Below are 20976 nucleotides of genomic sequence, written 5' to 3'. Positions count from 1 at the left end.
GTGTTTCATTAGTTTCATAAAATCATCCTTCCTTAGAAAATTCTTGAAGGAAGGATAACGTATATAAGGGGAGATACAAAAATTTTAGAGCTTAGCTTGACGGCTATGCGCAATTTCCCGGACCTCCTTACATTGATAAGGAAAACGGAAACATTGGTATGAGATCCTTCAACCATCAGAAGAGCTACTGATAATAAAGTGCGCTTATAACCTGCATTATAGTTCCATGTATTTGCGGAAGACACCTTCTTCTATGGCAGGGGTTCGTTTCTCTCATCCTTCGGATGGAGTAGTTTCCAAGCCACCCCTGACTCATTTTTTAGTAAAGAACCCCTTTTCCCTTGAAACTGAGTCTTCAACAATTGGGCCCATAGTGAAATAGCAGTTTATTTACTCGATTTGTTCTTTGTATTCTTTTCCTTTATGAACATATGTATCGATCGACAACTGAATCAGCTCAAAATCCTTTTCATTCAATTCGCGGACTACCTTACCAGGGGACCCGACAACCAGGGATCTTGGCGGTATTTGTTTTCCGGGTGGAATCAGTGTGTTGGCACCGATAATCGATTCTTCTCCAATGACTGCACCGTCCAGAATCGTAGATCCCATGCCGATGATACATCGGTTTTCCACCGTACATCCATGCAGGATGACGTTATGGCCAACGGTCACTTCATCCTTCACAATAAGCGGAGATTCTTCATATAAATGACAGGTTGTATTGTCTTGAATGCTGCATCTTTCCCCTATTTTTATCGGCGCTTCATCCCCTCGTAATACGGCATTGAACCAGATGCTTGACTCTTTACCTATGGATACATCTCCGATCACATGGGCTCCGGGCGCGATGAATACCGAAGTGTCTACTTCGGGCTTTTTTCCTCCGTAATTATGAATCATCCTTTTCCTCCTTATCGTTGTGTAAAGATTAAAAATATTATAACATTATTTATACGAAGGAGGAAAATTATGAAGCATGTTTGTGATGTATTGAATATCCGCTATCCAATCATTCAAGGGGGGATGGGCAATATCAGCAACGCCCCACTTGCTGCCGCTGTTTCGGAAGCTGGAGGTTTAGGTACGATTGGTGCAGGAACAATGACACCGGAAGAATTAGAACCAATTATCATGGAAACAAAGGAAAGAACCGATCGCCCGTTTGCTGTCAACGTTGCGATTAAGGTTACCCCTTATTTACAAGAAATAATGGAACTGATCATCAAACATGATGTGCCTGTGGTGTCTTTATCCGCGGGTAACCCGGCGCCCCTTATCCCCCGCTTGAAGGAGCATGGCAAGAAGATCATTACCGTCACTGCTTCGGTCAAGCAAGCGGTCAAGGCCGAACAGGCAGGGGCGGATGTCATTGTCGCAGAGGGTTATGAGGCGGCTGGGATCAACTCAAACCTTGAGTTGACTACGTTGACATTAATCCCTCAGATTGTTGATGCAGTCGATCTGCCTGTACTCGCCGCTGGCGGTATCGGGGATGGAAGAGGGTTAGCCGCAGTTCTTACTTTAGGTGCCAGCGGTGTACAGATGGGTACACGCCTGATTGCTACGCAGGAAGCACCATTTCATGAAGCATATAAACGCACACTGATAGAAGCTCATGAAAATGATACAATTATTGTCGGCCGCTCGGTCGGACGCGTGCGTAGAGTGATGAATACTCCGTATAGCCAGAAGCTGCTTGATTATGAAAAAGATGGCGTCCCATTAGAACAATTCAATGAAATGACCTCAGAAGACCATCACAAAATTGGTGCACTGGAAGGCCGACTGGAAGAAGGGTTTATCAATGGCGGACAGGTATCCGGTTTAGTTTCTGATGTCCCGACTGTTGCTGAGCTTATCGAGTCCATGATGGACGTCGCTTATGCAAGGATAGACCAATTACATAAAAATTTTCTTTCCACGTATGTAAAATGACCTGCAGCTAATGTAGCTGCAGGATTTTTTTATTTTAAGAAAGTTAGCATAAGACGCCATTAATATCTGACGACAAGCCAAGTATTTCTAAGTTTTTACAAAGATTCTTATCTCCGCTAATCATGCAGGAGAATGAGGATTTCAGTCGAATTAATAATAATAAAACAATAGTAAATATTCTGAAAACAAATTGACGTAACCTGATGCTGATGATAATATAACGGTAATAACACGTTATGCATGTTGTTTATCATATTAATTTGAACTGTTAATGATAGGAATACTTATGAGGCGGATGCCGGGAAGTGTTCCTGTTATGATAAAAAATTTTAAGGGGGACCAAGATGAAAAAAAGATTAGCTGGTGTAGTGATACTGCTGTTGGCGAGTATGGTTTTACTTGTCGGATGTAATAGCGATGCTTCAGGTGATGAGAAAGTGACCATCGGTGTTACTCAGATTGTGGAACATCCATCATTGGATGCAGCTTTTGAAGGATTCAAAGAAGCCTTAGCTGAGAATGGGTATGTCGAAGGAGAAAATGTTACATACGACGTTCAAATCGCCCAGGGTGATATGAACAATGCCCAGTCGATTGCTAACAACTTTGTCGGGGACAAAGTTAACTTGATTTTTGCTAACGCTACTCCAAGTGCTCAAAGTGCGCTGAATGCAACCAAAGATATCCCGATTATTTTTACCTCGGTAACCGATCCGGTCGGCGCAAATCTAGTTGCGTCTTTCGATGAACCAGGTGATAACATTACGGGAACCTCTGACACACATCCAGATGCTATCCCTCAAACTATTAATTTTATCGTTGATGAGTTGAAACCTAAAAAAATCGGTGTTATTTACAATTCTGGTGAACAAAACTCCACTGTACAAGTTGATGTCATCAAAGATGTCTTAAAAGATACAGAAGTTGAATTGGTAGAAGCATCTATTTCAACTTCTGCTGAAGTGAAACAAGCGGCAGAATCACTGGTAGGACGTGCCGATGCTATCTATATCCCTACTGATAATACGGTTGTCTCTGCTTTGGAATCCGTCATAGATGTCGCCCAAAAAGAAGACATCCCAATGTTCGCGGGTGAGTTGGATTCTGTCAAAGCTGGCGCGGTAGCCGGTAGTGGATTCAGCTATAAAGATCTTGGCTATGAAACTGGTGAAATGGCTGCACAAGTCCTGGCAGGAGACAAAGAACCTTCCGATATTCCAGTCTCTTACCCTAAGAACTTGAAGTTGGTTATAAATAAAGAAGCAGCGGAAGCTCAAGGTCTGGAAATCAAGGAGGAATGGGGCGAAATCGCTGAATTCTACGAGGGAGAATAAGTGGAAAGGATGATTCAACTTGTTTACGGCAATCTTTGGTTCACTAGAATCAGGCATCATCTATGCAATCATGGCTTTAGGAGTCTACTTATCATTCCGTATCCTGGATTTCCCCGATCTGACTGTTGATGGCAGCTTTGTTACAGGTGCTGCAGTAGCAGCCGTTATGATCGTGAATGGCGCCAACCCATTTTTTGCCACCGTCATTGCCTTAGTTATCGGTTTTCTGGCAGGCTGTATTACCGGCATGCTTCATACGATTGGAAAAATAAACGCGTTATTATCCGGGATACTGATGATGATTGCGCTTTATTCTATTAATCTCAGAATAATGGGAAGGTCGAATATACCTTTACTCAATGAAGAGACAGCTTTTACTACTGTCTCTTCGTTCTGGGAAAAACTTGGCATCGATCCAATGCTGAATAAAGGTTTGGAATTGATAGGTTTAGGTGGCAGCTTGCCTTCTACCTGGGGAATATTGTTTTTCATGATTATCGTTACCTTATTGATCAAGTTTACAACCGACCGCTTTTTGAAAACAGAAATCGGGCTGGCTGTACGGGCAACGGGAGACAACAAACGGATGATCCGCAGCTTTTCTGCCAATACCAATATGCTTGTCATCTTAGGACTTGGATTATCAAATGCCATGGTCGCTTTTTCAGGAGCGTTGATTGCACAGTACGGTTCCTTCGCCGATGTCGGTATGGGTATCGGCATGATCATCATTGGGCTTGCCTCCGTCATTATAGGAGAAGCACTTTTCGGTACAAAAACAATCGCAAGAACTACGCTTGCTGTGGTTGGAGGAGCAATCATTTACCGGATCGTTGTCAGTTTGGCACTCCGTGTTGAATTCCTGGAAACAGGAGATATGAAGTTGATTACAGCTACCATAGTTATTTTAGCTTTGACCTTACCGAAAATGATTGAAAGCCAGCGTGAAAAGAAACGTAAGAAACAGAAGCATAAAGAAATTATGATGGATATACCAATGGAAAGCGGGGGAGAGCAACGTGCTGCAGCTAAATAGGATCCACAAGGTATTCAATGAAAACACACCGGACGAAAAAATAGCGCTGGACGATGTTGACCTTTCCATGAATTCCGGGGATTTTGTGACGGTCATCGGGAGTAACGGTGCAGGCAAGTCCACGCTGATGAATATCATTTCAGGTGTGCTGCTTCCAGATACAGGGATGGTGCGCATTGACGGGAAAGATGTCAGCCTTGTTCCTGAGTATAAGCGTTCCAAGCTGATTGGGCGAGTATTCCAGGATCCGATGGCGGGAACCGCGCCTGCAATGACAATCGAGGAAAATTTAGCGATGGCTTATTCCAGAAATAAAAGAAGGACATTTCGAAAAGGAGTGACTAAAAGTCGCAGGGCTTACTTCAAGGAAGTGTTGGAGACGCTCCATTTGGGGCTGGAAGACAGACTGAATGTAAAAGTAGGGCTGCTTTCCGGTGGGGAGAGGCAGGCCTTGTCATTATTGATGGCGACATTTACAGAACCGGCAATTCTGTTATTGGATGAGCATACAGCTGCCCTTGACCCATCACGAGCAGAATTGATCACCAACCTGACCAAAGAAATCGTAGGCAAATATAACCTGACTACTTTGATGGTGACCCACAATATGCAGCAAGCTTTGGATTTGGGCAACCGTTTGATCATGATGGATAAAGGGCAAATCATTTTGAAAGTTGACGAGCAGGAGAAGAAGCACCTTACTGTAGACAAATTGATGGCCGAGTTCCAGCGGATACGAGGCGAACAGATGGCTAACGACCGTGCATTGCTTAGTTGATCTCAGGCGATTATCCCTGTCAAAAAAATAACCGGAGCTGGTATTTTTTTGGCCAGGATACATAGAGAGTAGTTTGGTAGAAATTAAGGATAAGGGGGGGAGCATGATGAAGGCAGGCATGCGGGAAGGGCAATCAGCCGCCGTCCAAACGGAAGTGACGAGTGAAATGTTCGCCCAATTTGGAGGTGAGGTCGTCCACCCGACTTTTTCCACGGTATCACTTGTCTATTATATGGAGTGGGCTTCCAGGAAGATTATATTGCCTTACCTGGAAGATAGTGAAGAAGGGATGGGTGGTGCTGTCTCGGTCAAACATGTCAGTCCTGCTCCAGAGGGGGTCACCATTGATATAACCGCCACGGTGACAGCAATAAAGCGAAATATAGTGGTCACGGAAGTGGTGGCAGAAAGTGATGGAAATATCATTGGCACAGGAGAAGTAAAGCAAGTCATTCTACCTAAAGTAAAAATTAGAGAAATGCTGAGGGTGGAGAATAAAACATAAATAATTTTTTAACTTAAATGAAAGCGCTTACTGGGAAAGTATTGCAAAAGGGGGACTCATAATGAATATGGATATGTTTGAACGTATTAGTGAGCATCAGCAAGTATTGTTTTGTAACGATCAAGCGACAGGGTTAAAAGCAATTATCGCGATTCATAACACAACCCTCGGTCCTGCTCTTGGCGGATGCAGGATGCAGCCTTACGAAAGTGTCGATGCAGCCTTGGAAGATGTTCTGCGTCTGTCCAAAGGGATGACCTACAAATGTGCTGCGGCCGATGTCGATTTTGGCGGTGGGAAAGCCGTTATCATCGGTGATCCGGCAAAAGATAAAAATCCTGAATTGTTCCGCGCGTTCGGGCAGTTTGTCGAGTCATTGAATGGGCGTTTCTACACAGGGACAGACATGGGTACCACGCCGGGAGATTTTGTGCATGCATTAAAAGAAACGAACTGCATTGTAGGTGTGGAAGAAGAATATGGAGGCAGTGGCGATTCATCGGTGCCTACTGCTCTAGGTGTCATTTATGGCATAAAAGCCACGAACCAGGCGGTATGGGGAAGCAAAGAGCTGGGAGATAAAACCTATGCCATCCAGGGTCTGGGAAAAGTTGGAGCTAAAGTTGCTGAGCACCTTCTTCAGGAAGGAGCCAATCTGTATGTGACGGATATCAACCAGACAGCCATCGATGAGGTTTTATCAAAGGCGAAAGAATATAACGGTTTTGTAAAAGTAGTCAATGATAAAGAGATTTATCATGTGGAAGCTGATGTTTTCGTACCGTGTGCATTTGGCGGGGTCATCAATGATGAAACAATCGAGCAACTGAAGGTAAGAGCGGTGGCAGGATCAGCGAATAACCAGCTGTTGGATATCCATCATGGGAAGGTATTGCAGGAAAAGGGCATCCTTTACGCACCTGATTACATCGTCAATGCGGGCGGGTTGATCCAGGTCGCAGATGAATTGTATGAACCGAACAAAGCAAGGGTCTTGAGAAAAACGAAAGCTATCTATACATCATTATTGGATGTTTTTCAGGAGTCGATGGATAGCGGTATCTGTACAGTGGAAGCTTCTAATCTGTTATGTGAAAGACGGATTGAATCCCGTGCCCAGCGTAATAGCTTCTTCAGTCATATGAAGCGGCCGAAATGGGCTGTGCGAAATTAACCAAGTAGTTAATGCCTTAAAAAAGGGTGATTCGATGGAAAATGACTTTCCTATAAAAATGTGGATAGATGAAAATGGAAACGTCCAGGAAAAAGAATACCAAGAAGTGGTGACGGAGAAGCGGGCTAGAACATTCTACCAACAGCTGATTCGCATTCGTACGTTTGACAGGAAAGGGATAAGTCTGCAACGCCAGGGGAGAATCGGTACTTACGCTCCGTTTGAAGGCCAGGAAGCAAGCCAGGTCGGGAGTGCGATGGCTCTGGAGGCGAATGACTGGATGTTCCCGTCTTATCGGGATCATGGGGCAACGATGACTTTCGGACATTCCTTGAAAAACATCTTATTGTTTTGGAATGGAAGAAACGAAGGGTGCATCCCGCCTGAAGGGAAGAATATTTTCCCCCCTGGAATTCCGATTGCTACCCAGTTACCGCATGCGGTGGGGGCAGCTTTCGCAGAAAAACGAAAAGGGTCCAAGAACGCTGCCATCGTTTACTTTGGTGACGGAGCAACCTCAGAAGGAGATTTTCATGAAGGTTTAAATATGGCGAGTGTGTTTGACGCGCCAGTTGTATTTTTCAATCAGAATAACGGCTATGCGATTTCTGTGCCGATGGAAAAACAAATGAATACAAAAACGATCGCCCAAAAAGCCCTGGCCTATGATATGCCCGGGGTACGGGTGGATGGCAACGATGTTTTTGCTGTTTACGCTGAAACACTGAAGGCGCTTGACCGTGCGCGCAACGGGGAAGGGCCGACGTTGATCGAAGCGGTGACTTGGCGCTATGGGGCGCATACAACCGCGGATGACCCGACTAAGTACAGGAACCAAATGGAAAGTGAACGAAGAAGGGAAGAGGCAGATCCTGTGTTACGGGTGGAACGGCTGCTGAAAAATCAAGGTTGGTTTGATGAACAGTGGGCAGAAAAAGTAAAGAAACAAGCGGTTCATGAGGTAGATGCTGCAGTTGCTGAGATGGAAAGTTTTCCACCTGCTGATCCTAACGACATCTTTGATCATGTGTTTGCGGAACCTACCTGGCAGCTACAGGAGCAAAAGCAGCAATACTTCCAAGCGAAAAAGGGGGTTCCTGTATGGAATCAACAGCAGTAAAGAAGAAAACGATGACCCTCGTCCAGGCAATTACAGATGGTATGCGCACGATGCTGGAAGAAGATGACCGCGTTCTGGTGCTTGGAGAAGATGTCGGGAAAAACGGCGGTGTATTCCGGGCGACCGATCACCTCCAGGAAGAATTCGGTGAAGATCGTGTTATGGATACCCCGCTAAGTGAAGCGGGCTTCATCGGCGCGGCGATTGGGATGGCGGTCAACGGACTTCGACCTGTAGCCGAAATTCAATTTCTCGGCTTTATTTATCCTGCCTATGAACAGATTATGACCCATGCCTCACGGCTGCGCTCCAGAACGATGGGATATTACACCGTACCGATGGTGATCCGTGCACCTTATGGGGCGGGAGTCAGGGCTCCTGAAATCCATTCCGACAGTACGGAAGCGATTTTTACGCATATGCCGGGCTTGAAAGTCGTCTGTCCTGCTTCGCCTTCGGATGCAAAAGGCCTTTTGATTGCAGCTATCGAAGACCCTGATCCTGTTTTATATTTGGAACCGATGCGCTGCTATCGTTCTGCGAGGGAAGAGGTAGCGGAAGGAAAATATACGGTTGAAATCGGAAAAGCAAAAAAGGTGCAGGAAGGGGAGGACGTAACTGTCATCACCTGGGGAGCAATGGTTCCTGTCGCCGCTCAGGCAGTAAAAGAAATGGAAGCGAAAGGTGTTTCCTGTGAACTTATCGATCTCCGAACGCTGTATCCGATCGACAGGGATACCATTGCCGAATCTGTCCAAAAAACCGGGCGGACAGTCATTGTACATGAAGCCCACGGGACAGGAGGAGTGGGGAATGATGTGCTGGCCATCGTCAATGATACATCTTTCCTTTATCAAAAGGCTCCAGTCGAACGGGTAACAGGTTTTGATTCCCCGGTTCCATTTTTCAGCTTCGAAGATGAATATCTGCCGACACCTGCAAGGGTGAAATATGCGATTGAAAAGGTGATCAAGTTTTAACGGGGGAGGATGACGATGGTTGAAATAAAGCTTCATGATATCGGGGAAGGGATGACCGAAGCGGAGGTTACACATTTTCTTGTGAAGCCTGGTGACGAGGTGGTTGTCGATCAACCGGTGGTAGAAGTGTCTACGGATAAAATGACAGCGGAAATTCCGTCCCCGCAGCAAGGGGTCGTAAAGGAACTGTTAGTGGAAGAAGGAAAGACCATTTCCATTGGGACTACGGTGGTAGTGCTCGAGGCAGCCGGTGAAGCGGAACGGGAAACCGCCGCCACGATGGAATTAGAGAAAGAACCGGTGAAAGAGGAAACGCCGTTTGTGCAAAGCTTTGAAGTTACCACTCCGGACCGGCGCGTCAAGGCTGCACCGTACACGAGGAAGGTGGCTCGTGAGCTTGATGTTGATATTGAACAGGTGGAAGGGACAGGTGTCAGGGGGAGGATTACCGTAGATGATGTCAAACGCTTCGCTGCTGTGCCGGAACCTGAGAATTCCCATCAGGATAAAGAACAAAGGGTAAGTGAGGAATCAGTGGATGAGTCGGAGTTGATTCCATTCCGGGGAAGAAGGAAGCAAATTGCCAATAAAATGACGCAGTCCCTTTTCACTATTCCTCATTGCACCCACTTCGAAGAAATAGATGTTACTGAATTACTTGATATCAGGCAAGAACTGAAGCAGGAAGACTTGGCTATTTCCGCGACAGCTTTTTTTATCAAAGCAGTATCTGTGGCGCTTCAGGAGTTTCCGGTTTTCAATGCCAGACTCGATGAAGAAAACGAAGCCATCCAGCTGGTAAAGGGACATCATATCGGAATTGCAACGGATACAGCAGAAGGGCTGATTGTTCCCGTACTTAAAAATGTAGAGAAAAAGTCGTTGCAGACTATCCATGAAGAGATGAAAGAACTGATACAAAAAGCTGTTGAGAATCGACTAAAGCGAGAGGAAATGACAGGAAGTACATTTACCATCAGCAATGTTGGACCACTGGGAGGCAGTATCGGGGCTACCCCGATCATCAATTATCCAGAAGTCGGACTGATGGCTTTTCATAAAACAAAAAAGCGTCCGATGGTGGTTAACGAAGACGAAATAGCAATCCGTTCCATGATGAATATTTCGATGGTGTTCGATCATCGAGTGGCAGACGGTGGTACGGCTGTCGCGTTTACCAACCGGGTGCAGGCCTTAATTGAACGCCCTTATTTACTATTCATTGACTTAAAATGATAAGAATTTTTATTAATTGATTTTTGGAGGGATTACGAATGAAAGAACAAGTAACGAAAAAGCAGGCGCCAGAAGCAGCTGAGGACTTTTTCCCAGTCAAAGAAGTAGATTATCTGGAATATTATACTGGAAACGCCAAGCAGGCAGCCCACTTCTTCTGTACGGCATTTGGTTTTGAACCGGTCGCTTATTCCGGGTTGGAAACAGGGAATCGTGAAACGGTTTCCTATGTACTGCAACAGCGCAAGGTCAGAATAGTTGTGACGGGCACATTGACAGAAAGCAGCAGAGTTGCTGAATTTACGAAAAAGCATGGCGATGGAGTGAAAGATGTCGCGCTTACGGTAGACGACGTCGATAAGGCTTATAAAGAAGCGGTATCCCGTGGTGCCATTGAAATCACACCACCATTCACGATCGATGATGAGTACGGACCAGTGAAAAAAGCCGTGATTGGCACGTATGGCGATACCATTCACACGCTGGTAGAACGTAAAGACTATAAAGGGGTGTTCATGCCTGGATTCCTTCCTGCTGATTTCGAAATCCCGCATCAATCCACTGGCATTGCCGCCATCGATCATGTGGTAGGAAATGTAGAGCGTATGGAAGAATGGGTGTCTTATTATGAAAAAGTCATGGGCTTCAAGGAAATGCGCCACTTCTCCGATGAAGATATTACTACCGAGTATTCCGCGCTGATGTCAAAAGTGATGCATAACGGCGGACGGATCAAATTCCCGATCAACGAACCAGCTGAAGGCAAAAAGAAGTCCCAAATTGAAGAGTACCTTGATTTCTATAACGGCCCTGGTGTCCAGCACATCGCCTTAATAACTGGGGATATCGTCGACACGGTAACCAAGCTGCGTGAAAATGGTGTGGAATTCCTCAATACGCCAGACGTTTACTACGATGAGCTCACCGATCGTGTCGGAGAAATTGATGAAGAAATCGATAAATTGAGAGAGTTAAAGATTTTGGTAGACCGTGATGACGAAGGGTATCTATTACAGATTTTCACAAAACCGATCGTCGACCGTCCTACGATGTTCATCGAAATCATCCAGCGTAAAGGGGCTCGCGGTTTTGGAGAAGGAAACTTCAAAGCCTTGTTCCAGTCCATCGAACGTGAACAAGAGCGAAGAGGTAATCTATAAGGCCGGACCAATAAAAGGAAGGGAGAATAGTATAGTATTCTCCCTTTTTTCTACTAGAAATAGATTTATAGGAAAGTGTGGGGATGGAGTATGGAAATTAAACCGGATAGTCTAGCCTGGAAAGACGCTTATAAACTTTTGATCGGCTCCGTACTGCCGAGGCCGATTGCTTTCGTTTCTACAGTCGATGAACAAGGAAATGCGAATCTGGCTCCGTTCAGCTTTTTTACCGGGATCTGTGCCGATCCGATGCTGGTGTGCTTTGCACCGATGCTGCGAGGTACAGATGGGGAAAAGAAGGATACTTTACGAAACATTGAAGCGACGAAAGAGTTTGTTATTAACGTTGTCAGTGAAGATTTCGTGGAACAAATGAATAATACCGCGATCGAATACCAGTATGGTACCGATGAATTCGAGGCTGCCCTTTTAACGAAAGTAGCGAGTGCCTCCGTAAAGCCGCCTCGTGTGAAAGAAAGCAGGGTACATTTGGAATGCGAGCTCCATGAGCTGCTCCATTTCGGAAATGAGCCCGGAGCCGGCAGCCTGGTGATTGGAAAGGTAAAGGTAGTTCAAGTCAACGATGATTTATACGAAAACGGGCGAATCGATACAGAAAAATTGAATCCGATTGGACGGCTGGCAGGACAGAATTATACAAAAGCAATTGCCGAAACATTTACGTTAGAACGAAAGAAAAGCTCTGAGGGATTGAAATGAAATATATCACGTTCCGCAACAAACGAGGGGATATAGCTGCAGGCTGGACTGATACAGAGATAGCAGTGGATATGCACGAGGTTTCTGATGGAGAATTACCAGATCAATTAGTGACATTGATTGAAAATGAAAAAGAGTATCATGAACTAGTCCATACATTGGCGAATACAGTGCAAGCCGGTGATAAAGGAGTCTATCATTTGGATGATGTAGAGTTGCTGGCGCCATTGCCCCGGCCTGTCAGTGTCCGTGATTTCTATGCTTTTGAAGAACACGTGAAGACAGCGCGGGGTAAGCGTGGATTGGAGGTCGTGCCGGAATGGTATGAGATTCCTGTCTTTTATTTTTCAAATCACCTTGCAATCAAAGGCCCGGATGAAGAAGTTGCAAGGCCTGAAAGCTGTGAATGGCTGGATTATGAATTGGAAATCGCCTGTGTCATCGGGAAACAAGGCCGGAATATAGCTGCTCAAGAGGCAGATGATTACATATTCGGCTATTGTATCATGAACGACTGGAGTGCCCGGGACCTGCAGCGGAAGGAAATGAAGGTGGGGCTTGGACCTGCCAAGGGAAAAGATTTTGCTACCTCGATTGGACCTTGGCTGGTCACGAAAGATGAGCTGGCTGCTTTTCAAAAAGGTGGGCGCTATGACCTGAAAATGAAAGCGGTAGTAAATGGAGAGGTTCTTTCGGAGGGAAACTTTGAGACAATTCATTATACATTTGGTGAGATGATCGAGCGTGCTTCGGCAGATGTCACGCTCTTCCCCGGAGAAGTAATCGGTTCGGGTACGGTGGGGACCGGCTGCATCTTAGAGTTGGGAACCGATGTCCATCGGTGGCTGGAACCGGGGGATGAAGTTTCCCTTGAAATTACAGGATTGGGCAAACTGACAAATAAAATAATCTAAGCAATTGAAGGAGGGGACAGGGTGTTTTATCGCAGTTTAGGGGAGATTCCCCATAAGCGACATACGATGTTCAAAAAAGAAGATGGAACGCTATATCGCGAGCAAGTGATGGGGACGAAAGGTTTTTCAGGGACGCAGTCCATTCTTTACCATCATCACATGCCGACCGAGGTAACGAAAGCGGAGCGATTGTATAATTACCTGCCTGAATACGAAGAACAGGATGCTCTGAGGCACCGCCATTTCTTGACGCCGGAAGCTGATAGAGGCGGAAATGCTTTGGAGGCCCGCAGTTATACGCTGGGAAATGAAGATTTATTAATGGGAACCATGAAAGTGACCGAACCGATGGACGCTTTTTATCGCAATGGGGATGGCGATGAAATGTTGTTTATCCATACTGGATCAGGAAGAATTGAAAGTATGTTCGGTACGATTACTTACCGCAAAGGTGATTATATTGTTATTCCGATTGGAACCATTTATCGACTGGTCCCTGAGGATGAGAATCTTATCTTCTTTGTAGAATCATTCAGCCAGATTACTACACCGAGGCGCTACCGGAATGATTATGGTCAGTTATTGGAACATAGTCCATTTTGTGAGCGGGACATCCGTGGACCGGAAAAGTTAGAATCCTATGATGAAAAAGGAGAATTTGAAGTACTTACTAAATCCCGCGGGTATGTACATAAACATATCTTCAACCACCATCCTCTGGATGTCGTCGGGTGGGACGGTTATTTATATCCATGGGTGTTCAATGTAGAAGACTTCGAACCAATTACGGGACGAATCCATCAGCCGCCTCCAGTACACCAGACATTTGAGGGGCATAACTTTGTCGTTTGTTCGTTTGTTCCACGGCTTTTCGACTACCATCCGGAGTCGATTCCAGCACCGTACTATCATAGTAACGTGAATAGTGACGAAGTGCTTTATTATGTCGAAGGGAACTTCATGAGCAGGAAAGGGATTAATGAGCGTTCGATTACCCTGCACCCTAGCGGAATTCCTCATGGACCGCATCCTGGTACAACGGAAGCAAGCATCGGTAAAAAAGAAACACTGGAGCTTGCAGTCATGGTCGATACTTTCCGGCCGCTCAAAATCGTCAAAAAAGCAAAGGATTATGAAGACACTAATTATATGTACACATGGGTAGAGTAAGAAACTTATGAAGGAAGCTGCGATTTGCAGCTTCTTTTTTCAGATAAGCTCCCTTTAAATGAAGACTCAGTTTCGAGAAAGTTGGGGCCGTTACCATGAGAAGAATGGGATGGTCCGGGAAACGAATCGCTTTCCTGCGGGGGGACCTGGCAAGCTTCCTCGGGCTAAAGCCCTGCGGGATCTCGCCTAGCCCCTTCTCCCGCGGGAGTCTCGGCGTTTTCCTTCCCATCCAACCAGCTTTATAATAAACGGCCCCTTCAAAAAGAAAAAAGAATGTAGCTAAAACCTTCATTGACGCATTTACAAAGGATATAAGGTGCCAAAACCTTTTTTCTATAATCGTGGAATGATTTTCCACAAATGAGATTTCGAGAACTTCCAATGACAAGGGGCGTAGGGAAACGGTGAGACTCCTGTGGGAGCTGAGTGATAGGTGAGGCCCCGCAAGGCGAAGCCTGAGGAGACTCAGCACACGCCCACGGAAAGCGAACCGTTTCCCGGAGCCCCTAAACTCCACTATTATCTCAAAATAAAGTCTTCGACTTTTCGGCCCTATTGTTTAATAAGACTCTTATGTAAGTCTTTTGTTAAAATTTTCACTAATAAAATGGGATTCATTATACTATTTTTGAGATTTTGTGGTATCATTAAGGTGATACAGACATAAGTTAAGAAGACCGCAGCGCCAACTGCGGTCATATGGATATCGATTCCCCCAGGGGATCGGCCGTCAGGAATAGACCTCTCCCAATCAACTTGTCCAGGGTTAATAGGGAGGTCTATTTTTTATTGGTCAGTTTGATGACCAGGGCGAGCAACGTAAGAATAAAGGTGCCGAACGCAAGCATCACCATCAGGACTTCATACGTACCCATCATAGGCATCACCCCCTTCTTCTTCGGACATGGGGCTAGCCGACCTCTCCCTACAAGATCGATATCTATTTACAAGGATACCATATTTTTCACAAAAGGGGAACAAACGTTCTGTAATTAGGGAGAAATACGCAAGATATAGGATAAAAGTATGCTTTTAAACATGGGAACAGTTCATATGGTATCAGTTATGAAAGAGTGTTCGTGGATGTTTAATAGACATAGGGAACACCGCCTTCGATCAACTGGCCGGAGGCGGTGTTCCTTTTTAGCACTTTAAGAAAGTTTAACTTTGTTAAAGGGTTAAAGTATAAGAAAATACTAAGGCTTTTGCCAGAAGAACTTGGCAAGCCAAGTTCTTCTAATACTAGTGAATCTGTCTTGGTTTTTGTTTTCTGGATTTTAAATCGTCCAGCCGTTTGATGAGACCTACACCGAAGTCGGCTCCGACATTCTGGCTGTAGTTTTCATTGAATATGCCCCGGGATGACTCGTAAGCGGAAGACCCATGTTCGGAGAAGTCCAGCCCGGCGACTTCTTCTTCACGAGGTACGCGGATGGATCCGAATCTGGTTACAATTACCAATGCTACAGAGGTAGCGGCCATTGTCCATGCAATTACGGCAGCTATCCCGATTGCTTGCACGCCGAGTAGTGCTGCCCCATCTCCATAAAGTAATCCTCCTTCTACAGAGAAAATACCGACAGCAAGTGTTCCCCAAATTCCACAAACACCGTGCACTGCGATAGCTCCGACAGGGTCGTCGATCTTCAATACGCGATCGAACAGCTGGACAGCTTCCACTAAGATAATTCCGGCAATCAACCCGATGACAGCAGCTCCTATTGGTGATACGTTGGCTGTTCCTGCTGTGATTCCAACTAAACCGGCAAGTGCTCCATTAAGTGTCAGAGAAGCATCGATTTGTTGAAACTTAATGTAGGAGTAGGCGGCAGAAGCGATGACTCCCCCGGAGGCAGACAGCAAGGTGGTGGCAATTACTGCTGGAATTAAGGCTGGATCTGCAGCCAGTGTACTTCCACCATTGAATCCGAACCAGCCGAACCATAGGATGAAGACACCAAGTGCTCCTAGTGGGATGTTGTGTCCGGGGATGACATTTACTCTGCCGTTTGTATATTTACCAAGGCGTGGCCCCAGGAATAAGACGGTTACGATTGCTCCCAGGGCTCCGGTCAAGTGGACAACAGTCGAGCCGGCAAAGTCGACGAATCCGAGTTCAGCCAGCCAGCCACCTCCCCAAACCCAATGACCGACAATTGGATAAATCAGTCCTGTCATAAATACGGTCAGCATCAGATACGAGCCTAGTTTCATCCGTTCGGCGACAGCACCTGAGATAATGGTGGCACATGTAGCTGCAAATACAGCCTGGAAAACGAAGAAACCGATTTGATCACTGTGCCCGTTTAAAAGGAAACCGTTGGAACCTATGAAACCGCCCAGTGAATCACCAAACATGAATCCATAGCCTGCTAAGAAGTAAAGGACAGAAGCGATTGACATAGTCATGAGGTTTTTCATTAAGATGTTCAGTGCGTTTTTAGATCTGGTGAATCCTGTTTCTACCATAGCAAATCCTGCATGCATGAAAAATACGAGGAACGCAGCGATCATCATCCAGACCATATCTACGGAACTGACCACAGATTCAACAGAGGGAGAAGCGTAAGCAAAGGTTGGAATCACCATTAATCCAGCTGATAATGACATGATTTTTTTCTTCATTTTTATATCTTCCTTCCTGTTTAAATTAAGGCTTTTTTTCCTTGTTCGCCTGTGCGGATGCGATAAACGTCTTCAATCGGATGGATGAATATTTTGCCGTCACCGACTTGATCGGTAGCACATGTCTGCAAAATGACATCGACGATTCCTTCTACTTCATGGTTTTCACATACCATTTCTACCTTCACTTTCGGATAAAGTTTGACCTCATAGCGATTGCCTCGGAAGATACCTTCCTGGCCTTTTTGCTGGCCACATCCGGCTACTTCAGATACCGTCAACCCGTTAATTCCCATGCTGTCAAGATCCTGCCGTAATGCCTGGAAGGCTTCCGGGCGAATGATAGCCTCAATCTTTTTCATTGATTAGCTCCTCCTTAAAATTTATATGTTAGTTTTTATAACATATAATGTTATGTTTATTTATAATACCGTTAATTTTCTGAAAAATCAAGAACCAATTTTGATTTATGTAAGGAAAGTTAACATGAAACAATAAAAAAAGACCTGCCCAAACAATTGAGCAGGATGGTGGATCACAGTTCATCAAAACCGTTATCCTCAGAAACTTTGGTATATTGTCTTGATTTCTGTTCAAAAAAGTCCGATTTACCCTCGTCTACCTCTTGATAAGCCCTTATCCATTTCAATGGATTTTTATCATACCCTGGGAATGGTTTGCCGGCGCCCATTTGTTTGCTGCGTTTATTGGCCATGAACTTTATATAATCCTCAAGGTCAGTCATTGGAATTTCAGGGAAGTTATCTCCAATGATATAATTTCCCCACTTGATTTCCAGCTCTGCAGCTTTACGGAATGTCTCCTCAACAAACTGGTGGTACCTTTGCTTATCTAAGTCCGGGTGTTCTTTTAATGTTTCCTTGAAAATATTTGCGAACAGGGTAACGTGAATCTGTTCGTCACGGTTGATATAGTTGATCATTGTACTGGTCGAAACCATCTTTCCATTGCGAGCGAGGTTGTAGAAAAAAGAGAACCCTGCATAAAAGAACAATCCTTCCAGCACTACATCATAAACCAGTGATTCTAAAAACGTTTCAGGTGAAGGTTTATCCGCGAATGCTCGATATCCTTGGATAATGAAGTCGTTCCGTTCGATCAGCACTTCATCATGTTTCCAGTATTCAAAAATGGTGTTTTGTTCTTGTTGATCTACCAATGAAGAAAGTACATAGGAATAAGATTGATTATGGACTACTTCTTGGAAAGAGAGCACCTGCATAAGTGCTACAAGGCTTGAGTCAGTTAAATAATCCGCTATTTTACTTGAGTAATCTGTTTGGATCGAGTCTAAAAATGCGAGCAAGCCAATGATTTTTTTGAAAGTATCCTGTTCTTGTCCGGTCAATGTATTCCATTGTCTGATATCGTTGCTCATGTTGATTTCATTAGGAATCCAGAAGTTTGCGAGCATGTTTTTATACATGGGGTAAGCCCATGGAAAACGTATATCATCCCAATTGAGTACATTCGAGCTATTTCCATTGATGATTCCGGTAGCTGCGTTAGGAGCCTGATGGTCTGCGATTTTACGTTTCTTTAAGGTGTTAGTCATGTCTAATCCTCCTTAAGATGAACAGCTTTCGCATTCGAAATCTTGCTGACTCGAAGTTGAGCGTGTATAGTAGGTGGTTTTCAAGCCGTTTTTCCAGGCACTAAGATGTAAATGAAGCAGCTCTTTTGCTTTGATTGTGTTTTTGACATAAAAATTGAACGATATGGACTGGTCGATATATTTTTGCCTTGCACAGTTTTGCTCGATGCTGGTGTGTTGATCGATTTCATGTGCCGCTTTATAGTACCAGTAGGTTTCCGGTGATAAATCGGGAGCTGTCACTGGTATCTTATAGTCTTTTTTCTCTTCGGAATAAAACTTTTTGAAAATAGGGTCGATACTGGCGGTGCTTCCGGCGATCAGTGACGTACTGGAGTTAGGAGCTATCGCCATTAAGTAACCATTTCTTATTCCATGTTCAGCCACATCCCTCTGAAGATTATCCCAATCGATTTTTGAATTACTTCTGAGGTCGCGCTTAGTAAAGTACTCACCAGTGTCCCAATCCGAGCCTTGGAAAGCCGGGTAGGAACCTTTTTCCCTGGCTAAATCCATACTTGCCTGAATCGTATAATAAGCGATTTTTTCATAAACCTCATGGGTGTAGTGAACCGCTTCTTCTGATTCCCATTTGATTTGCTTAAGGGCAAGCAGATGAGCCCAGCCGAATGTTCCAAGTCCTATACTGCGATATTTCTGATTAGTTAGTTTGGCTTGCATCACAGGGATGGTGTTCTGGTCGATGACATTATCAAGCATTCTGACCTGAATGGGAACCAGCCTTTCCAGAACACCCTCTGGTACCGCTTTGCCTAGATTGATGCTGGATAAGTTACAAACCACAAAGTCACCCGGTTCCCGGACGATATGCAGTTTGCCATCTTTGACGTATTGCTCTTCTTGAATTGTAGGGCTTTGATTCTGCGTGATTTCGGTGCAGAGGTTACTGCAATAAATCATCCCTGCATGGCCGTTGGGGTTTTTGCGATTGACTTCATCACGGTAAAACATATAAGGTGTTCCGGTTTCTAATTGACTGACCATGATGCGTTTCATGATTTCGATGGCTGGGATACATTGCTTTGTCAGAGAGGGATGGTTAATACAAGCCTGGTATTTTTCCCGGAACGATCCTCCACCTTTATTTTCGTCATAGTAATCTTCTAAAGAAAATCCCATGATTTCTTTGACTTCATGCGGGTCGAATAAGTACCAATCGTCTCTTGCTTCAACAGCTTCCATAAAAATATCCGGGATGCATACACCGGAAAACAAATCATGCGTACGCTGACGTTCATCACCATTATTCAGGCGGGCATCTAAAAAAGAGAAAATATCCTTATGCCATACATCAAGGTAAACGGCAATTGCTCCCTGGCGTTGACCCAGCTGGTCAACGCTTACTGCCGTGTTATTCAGTTGTTTCATCCATGGAATCACGCCTGACGATACCCCGCTGAATCCTTTGATATCACTTCCCCGGCTTCTGATTTTACCGAGATAGACCCCGATGCCGCCACCGTGCTTGCTTAGGTTGGCGGTGTCTGTATTGCTATCAAAAATAGACTGCAAGCTGTCATCTATCGTATCGATGAAACATGAACTCAACTGTCCATAACTTTTCCCGGCATTAGCCAGGGTAGGTGTGGCTACTGTCATGTACAGGTTGCTGAGTGCCCAATAAGCTTCTTTAATAAGAGGGAGGCGTTGAGATTTCTTTTCTTTTTCCATTAAAGTCATGGCAATGATCATGAATCGTTCCTGAGGTAGTTCAAACAGCCTGCCTTGTTTATCTTTTGCAAGGTAACGGTCATGGAGGGTTTTCAGGCCGATATAAGTCAACTGCTTATCTCGCTCTGGCAGGATAGCCTGTTCCAACTCTGTAATTTCAGAGAGGGTGTAAGATTCAAGCAAATTAGGATCGTAAATTCCCTCTTCAATCATACTAGTGATCATTCGATGAAAGTCACGGTATGGCTTTTTGTTGTTCCTATTATTAGCAGCAGTCCTATACATGTTTTCAAGCTGCAATTCGGCAGCGAAATAAGTCCAGTCAGGGTTCTGTTCGTCAATTAAAGCAAGGCTTTCTAGAATTAAGTAGTTCGCTTGTTCGTCATTAGAAACAGTGTCAATGGTGGTTAGTCTTTCTTTGATAGGATTCAAATCCAGGTGGGGAAAGCGATTCTCTCGTGCTTTCAACCAATTATTCCAATCGATATTTTGAGGGGCATATGTTTCTACCATGGTTTCACTCCTTTTAACATAATAAAAAAACCGCTCACTTGAGCGGATGAAACCATGGAACAAGGAGAAGGTATCGAAAAGGCTGATAGAGTGTCTCTTCATTCCATCGTTTCATCTTCTCAATCCCCGAAGAAGTCGAAACTTGATGCGAATAGAGACAGGTCTCCTGACTTGTGCTTCCGCCTAATCCGGTCCTTCCCATGCATCTATTGCACAGTGGATGTCCGTTTCGTCAGCACTTACAGTTGCGGGGGCAGTTCTGGCTTCGCACCAGATTCCCTATTAAGCCTTGTGGCATCCGCTATTCGCTGATACTATATATTGTGTTTTTGGTGTTGTTTGATTGGCTTATCTTGTGTTTTAATGATAACGAACTCAATAGCTATATGCAAGATTTTTCTCGTGAAAGGATTTATACATAAACTGTAGAAATATATTATGTAGCGTACAGACAGGAGGAAGAAGG

At 44.8% G+C, this 20976-nt stretch carries 20 protein-coding genes and 1 riboswitch; of the genes, 14 read left to right on the top strand and 6 right to left on the bottom strand.

Going from position 1 to position 20976, the window contains the following annotated elements; translation table 11 throughout:
• Positions 1 to 390: 390 nt before the first annotated feature.
• Positions 391 to 903 carry a gamma carbonic anhydrase family protein gene (locus tag ACGTN9_RS15695; protein WP_499594323.1) on the bottom strand — a complete coding sequence of 171 codons (513 nt, stop codon included), beginning with the start codon at positions 901 to 903 and terminating at the stop codon, positions 391 to 393.
• Positions 904 to 972: 69 nt separating this feature from the next.
• Between ACGTN9_RS15695 and ACGTN9_RS15690 the strand changes: the two genes are divergently transcribed.
• The 14 genes from ACGTN9_RS15690 to ACGTN9_RS15625 all read left to right on the top strand — a co-directional run bounded on the left by ACGTN9_RS15690 (position 973) and on the right by ACGTN9_RS15625 (position 14255).
• A complete protein-coding gene (locus ACGTN9_RS15690; protein ID WP_499594321.1) occupies positions 973 to 1938 on the top strand; it encodes an NAD(P)H-dependent flavin oxidoreductase in 966 nt (321 codons plus the stop codon).
• Between the two features lie 344 nt (positions 1939 to 2282).
• The gene (locus tag ACGTN9_RS15685; RefSeq protein ID WP_499594319.1) at positions 2283 to 3272 is read left to right on the top strand and encodes an ABC transporter substrate-binding protein; all 990 of its coding nucleotides are present in this window, start codon (positions 2283 to 2285) and stop codon (positions 3270 to 3272) included.
• 19 nt (positions 3273 to 3291) lie between these two features.
• Positions 3292 to 4308 (top strand): ABC transporter permease, encoded by a 1017-nt coding sequence (locus tag ACGTN9_RS15680; protein WP_499594317.1) that lies wholly within the window; start codon positions 3292 to 3294, stop codon positions 4306 to 4308.
• The gene (locus ACGTN9_RS15675; RefSeq protein WP_499594314.1) at positions 4292 to 5086 is read left to right on the top strand and encodes an ABC transporter ATP-binding protein; all 795 of its coding nucleotides are present in this window, start codon (positions 4292 to 4294) and stop codon (positions 5084 to 5086) included. The genes ACGTN9_RS15680 and ACGTN9_RS15675 overlap by 17 nt, the downstream gene beginning before the upstream one ends.
• A 106-nt stretch (positions 5087 to 5192) precedes the next feature.
• Positions 5193 to 5591 (top strand): thioesterase family protein, encoded by a 399-nt coding sequence (locus ACGTN9_RS15670; protein ID WP_499594312.1) that lies wholly within the window; start codon positions 5193 to 5195, stop codon positions 5589 to 5591.
• Between the two features lie 67 nt (positions 5592 to 5658).
• Entirely contained in the window at positions 5659 to 6765 is a 1107-nt protein-coding gene (locus ACGTN9_RS15665; protein ID WP_499594336.1) for a Leu/Phe/Val dehydrogenase, read from the top strand.
• A 34-nt stretch (positions 6766 to 6799) separates the two neighbouring features.
• Positions 6800 to 7885 (top strand): pyruvate dehydrogenase (acetyl-transferring) E1 component subunit alpha, encoded by a 1086-nt coding sequence (gene pdhA / locus ACGTN9_RS15660; RefSeq protein WP_499594310.1) that lies wholly within the window; start codon positions 6800 to 6802, stop codon positions 7883 to 7885.
• Positions 7867 to 8865, top strand: a complete 999-nt coding sequence (locus tag ACGTN9_RS15655) for an alpha-ketoacid dehydrogenase subunit beta (protein ID WP_499594308.1) — start codon at positions 7867 to 7869, stop codon at positions 8863 to 8865. The genes pdhA and ACGTN9_RS15655 overlap by 19 nt, the downstream gene beginning before the upstream one ends.
• Before the next feature lie 15 nt (positions 8866 to 8880).
• On the top strand, positions 8881 to 10101 hold the full coding sequence (locus tag ACGTN9_RS15650; protein WP_499594306.1) for a dihydrolipoamide acetyltransferase family protein: 1221 nt from the start codon (positions 8881 to 8883) through the stop codon (positions 10099 to 10101).
• Positions 10102 to 10139: 38 nt separating this feature from the next.
• Positions 10140 to 11261 carry a 4-hydroxyphenylpyruvate dioxygenase gene (gene hppD / locus ACGTN9_RS15645; RefSeq protein WP_499594304.1) on the top strand — a complete coding sequence of 374 codons (1122 nt, stop codon included), beginning with the start codon at positions 10140 to 10142 and terminating at the stop codon, positions 11259 to 11261.
• 90 nt (positions 11262 to 11351) lie between these two features.
• Positions 11352 to 11981, top strand: a complete 630-nt coding sequence (locus ACGTN9_RS15640) for a flavin reductase family protein (RefSeq protein ID WP_499594302.1) — start codon at positions 11352 to 11354, stop codon at positions 11979 to 11981.
• Positions 11978 to 12895 (top strand): fumarylacetoacetate hydrolase family protein, encoded by a 918-nt coding sequence (locus tag ACGTN9_RS15635; RefSeq protein ID WP_499594300.1) that lies wholly within the window; start codon positions 11978 to 11980, stop codon positions 12893 to 12895. Before ACGTN9_RS15640 ends, ACGTN9_RS15635 begins: the two co-directional genes overlap by 4 nt.
• Positions 12896 to 12961: 66 nt before the next feature.
• Positions 12962 to 14065 (top strand): homogentisate 1,2-dioxygenase, encoded by a 1104-nt coding sequence (locus ACGTN9_RS15630; protein ID WP_499594334.1) that lies wholly within the window; start codon positions 12962 to 12964, stop codon positions 14063 to 14065.
• Between the two features lie 58 nt (positions 14066 to 14123).
• Positions 14124 to 14255 (top strand): hypothetical protein, encoded by a 132-nt coding sequence (locus ACGTN9_RS15625; protein WP_499594297.1) that lies wholly within the window; start codon positions 14124 to 14126, stop codon positions 14253 to 14255.
• Between the two features lie 589 nt (positions 14256 to 14844).
• Here ACGTN9_RS15625 and ACGTN9_RS15620 read toward each other — a convergent pair.
• The 5 genes from ACGTN9_RS15620 to ACGTN9_RS15600 form a co-directional block, all read right to left on the bottom strand.
• Positions 14845 to 14943 (bottom strand): putative holin-like toxin, encoded by a 99-nt coding sequence (locus tag ACGTN9_RS15620; RefSeq protein ID WP_143030722.1) that lies wholly within the window; start codon positions 14941 to 14943, stop codon positions 14845 to 14847.
• A 364-nt stretch (positions 14944 to 15307) separates the two neighbouring features.
• A complete protein-coding gene (locus tag ACGTN9_RS15615; protein WP_499594295.1) occupies positions 15308 to 16690 on the bottom strand; it encodes an ammonium transporter in 1383 nt (460 codons plus the stop codon).
• A gap of 20 nt (positions 16691 to 16710) precedes the next feature.
• Positions 16711 to 17052 carry a P-II family nitrogen regulator gene (locus tag ACGTN9_RS15610; RefSeq protein WP_499594293.1) on the bottom strand — a complete coding sequence of 114 codons (342 nt, stop codon included), beginning with the start codon at positions 17050 to 17052 and terminating at the stop codon, positions 16711 to 16713.
• 173 nt (positions 17053 to 17225) lie between these two features.
• Positions 17226 to 18266 carry a ribonucleotide-diphosphate reductase subunit beta gene (locus tag ACGTN9_RS15605; protein WP_499594291.1) on the bottom strand — a complete coding sequence of 347 codons (1041 nt, stop codon included), beginning with the start codon at positions 18264 to 18266 and terminating at the stop codon, positions 17226 to 17228.
• 12 nt (positions 18267 to 18278) lie between these two features.
• Positions 18279 to 20510 carry a ribonucleoside-diphosphate reductase subunit alpha gene (locus ACGTN9_RS15600; RefSeq protein WP_499594289.1) on the bottom strand — a complete coding sequence of 744 codons (2232 nt, stop codon included), beginning with the start codon at positions 20508 to 20510 and terminating at the stop codon, positions 18279 to 18281.
• Between the two features lie 140 nt (positions 20511 to 20650).
• Positions 20651 to 20827, bottom strand: a riboswitch (cobalamin riboswitch).
• Positions 20828 to 20976: the final 149 nt, after the last annotated feature.

The organism is Halobacillus sp. B23F22_5 (assembly GCF_043497085.1).
Lineage (GTDB): Bacteria > Bacillota > Bacilli > Bacillales > Halobacillaceae > Thalassobacillus.
The sequence above is the reverse complement of the archived record's forward strand: the minus strand, read 5'-3'. Positions and strand labels throughout refer to the sequence as shown.